This window comes from Pleionea sediminis, from assembly GCF_007570825.1.
Taxonomy (GTDB): domain Bacteria; phylum Pseudomonadota; class Gammaproteobacteria; order Enterobacterales; family Kangiellaceae; genus Pleionea; species Pleionea sediminis.
In genome coordinates, this window is sequence record NZ_SUNB01000018.1 from 2,501 (window position 1) to 5,355 (window position 2,855).

Genomic DNA, 2,855 nt, shown 5'->3' on the forward strand with positions numbered 1-2,855 from the left:
TGAGGCGATACAGGGTGATAGCCCCGTACGTGAAAGGTCATCTTATGTGAAATCGAGTAGGTCGGGACACGTGGTATCTTGACTGAAAATGGGGGGACCATCCTCCAAGGCTAAATACTCTCTGTCGACCGATAGTGAACCAGTACCGTGAGGGAAAGGCGAAAAGAACCCCTGTGAGGGGAGTGAAATAGAACCTGAAACCGTGTGCATACAAGCAGTGGGAGCAAGATTTAGTCTTGTGACTGCGTACCTTTTGTATAATGGGTCAGCGACTTACATCTCAGTAGCAAGCTTAACCGTTTAGGGGAGGCGTAGAGAAATCGAGTCTTAATAGGGCGTTTAGTTGCTGGGAGTAGACCCGAAACCTGGTGATCTAGCCATGGGCAGGTTGAAGGTTGGGTAACACCAACTGGAGGACCGAACACACGTATGTTGAAAAATGCGGTGATGACCTGTGGTTAGGAGTGAAAGGCTAATCAAACCAGGAGATAGCTGGTTCTCCTCGAAAGCTATTTAGGTAGCGCCTCGTGTCTAACTCTCGGGGGTAGAGCACTGTTTCGGCTAGGGGGCCATCCCGGCTTACCAACCCGATGCAAACTCCGAATACCGAGAAGTTCAATCACGGGAGACACACGGCGGGTGCTAACGTCCGTCGTGGAAAGGGAAACAACCCAGACCGCCAGCTAAGGTCCCAAAGTTATCGCTAAGTGGGAAACGATGTGGGAAGGCTAAAACAGCTAGGAGGTTGGCTTAGAAGCAGCCACCCTTTAAAGAAAGCGTAATAGCTCACTAGTCGAGTCGGCCTGCGCGGAAGATGTAACGGGGCTAAGCGATACACCGAAGCTGCGGATGCGTGCTTGCACGCATGGTAGAGGAGCGTTCTGTAAGCCGTTGAAGGTGAACCGGGAGGTTTGCTGGAGGTATCAGAAGTGCGAATGCTGACATGAGTAACGATAAAGGGGGTGAAAAACCCCCTCGCCGGAAGACCAAGGTTTCCTGTTCGATGCTAATCAGAGCAGGGTGAGTCGGCCCCTAAGGCGAGGCAGAAATGCGTAGTCGATGGGAAACAGGTTAATATTCCTGTACCGGTGTTAACTGCGATGGAGTGACGGAGAAGGCTAGGCTGGCCGGGCGTTGGTTGTCCCGGTTTAAGGTAGTAGGCTGAGGGTTTAGGTAAATCCGGACCCTTAAGGCCGAGAGCTGATGACGAGGTCCCACGGGACTGAAGTGGTCGATGCCATGCTTCCAGGAAAAACTTCTAAGCTTCAGGTTAACAGCGACCGTACCCCAAACCGACACAGGTGGTCAGGTAGAGAATACCAAGGCGCTTGAGAGAACTCGGGTGAAGGAACTAGGCAAAATAGTACCGTAACTTCGGGAGAAGGTACGCCGCTGACGGTGAATGATTTACTCAGTAAGCTGTTGGTGGTCGAAGTAACCAGGTGGCTGCGACTGTTTATTAAAAACATAGCACTCTGCAAACACGAAAGTGGACGTATAGGGTGTGACGCCTGCCCGGTGCCGGAAGGTTAATTGATGGGGTTAGCATTAGCGAAGCTCTTGATCGAAGCCCCGGTAAACGGCGGCCGTAACTATAACGGTCCTAAGGTAGCGAAATTCCTTGTCGGGTAAGTTCCGACCTGCACGAATGGCGTAACGATGGCCACACTGTCTCCACCCGAGACTCAGTGAAATTGAAATTGCGGTGAAGATGCCGTATACCCGCGGCTAGACGGAAAGACCCCGTGAACCTTTACTACAGCTTCACACTGGACTTAGACATTATCTGTGTAGGATAGCTGGGAGGCTTTGAAGCAGTGGCGCCAGCCATTGTGGAGCCAACCTTGAAATACCAGCCTGGTAATGTTTGAGTTCTAACTCAGGCCCGTTATCCGGGTCGAGGACAGTGTGTGGTGGGTAGTTTGACTGGGGCGGTCTCCTCCCAAAGAGTAACGGAGGAGTACGAAGGTGTACTAAGTACGGTCGGACATCGTACGGTTAGCATAATGGTATAAGTACGCTTGACTGCGAGACAGACACGTCGAGCAGGTGCGAAAGCAGGTCATAGTGATCCGGTGGTTCTGTATGGAAGGGCCATCGCTCAACGGATAAAAGGTACTCCGGGGATAACAGGCTGATTCCTCCCAAGAGTTCATATCGACGGGGGAGTTTGGCACCTCGATGTCGGCTCATCACATCCTGGGGCTGTAGCCGGTCCCAAGGGTATGGCTGTTCGCCATTTAAAGTGGTACGCGAGCTGGGTTTAGAACGTCGTGAGACAGTTCGGTCCCTATCTGCCGTGGGCGTTGGAGAATTGAGAAGAGCTGCTCCTAGTACGAGAGGACCGGAGTGGACGAACCTCTGGTGTTCCGGTTGTCACGCCAGTGGCATTGCCGGGTAGCTATGTTCGGACAGGATAACCGCTGAAAGCATCTAAGCGGGAAGCCCCCTTCAAGATAAGTTCTCCCTGAGACTTTAAGTCTCCTAAAGAGCCGTTGAAGACTACGACGTTGATAGGCGAGATGTGGAAGCGTTGTGAGGCGTTGAGCTAACTCGTACTAATTGCTCGTGAGGCTTGACCATATAACACCCAAATGGTCTTGAAAACTTAAGCGTTTGCCAAGTTTGTGTGAATCAAATAACCGAATTGTAAAAGCGTTCAGCGATAGCTGGGCACTGAAATATCAACCAGTTTTGCCTGGTGACCATTGCGAACGGGAACCACCTGATCCCATCTCGAACTCAGAAGTGAAAACGTTCAGCGCCGATGGTAGTGTGGGGTTTCCCCATGTGAGAGTAGGTCATCGCCAGGCATTTAATTATAAGCCCCTGCACATACCGTGCTGGGGCTTTTT

At 51.7% G+C, this 2,855-nt stretch carries 2 rRNA genes (1 of these 2 cut by a window edge); both read left to right on the forward strand.

What is annotated here, in order from left to right:
• Positions 1 to 2,583 (forward strand): 23S ribosomal RNA (locus FAX86_RS21940); it begins 306 nt to the left of the window's first position.
• Between the two features lie 114 nt (positions 2,584 to 2,697).
• A 5S ribosomal RNA gene (gene rrf, locus FAX86_RS21945) occupies positions 2,698 to 2,813 on the forward strand.
• Positions 2,814 to 2,855: the final 42 nt, after the last annotated feature.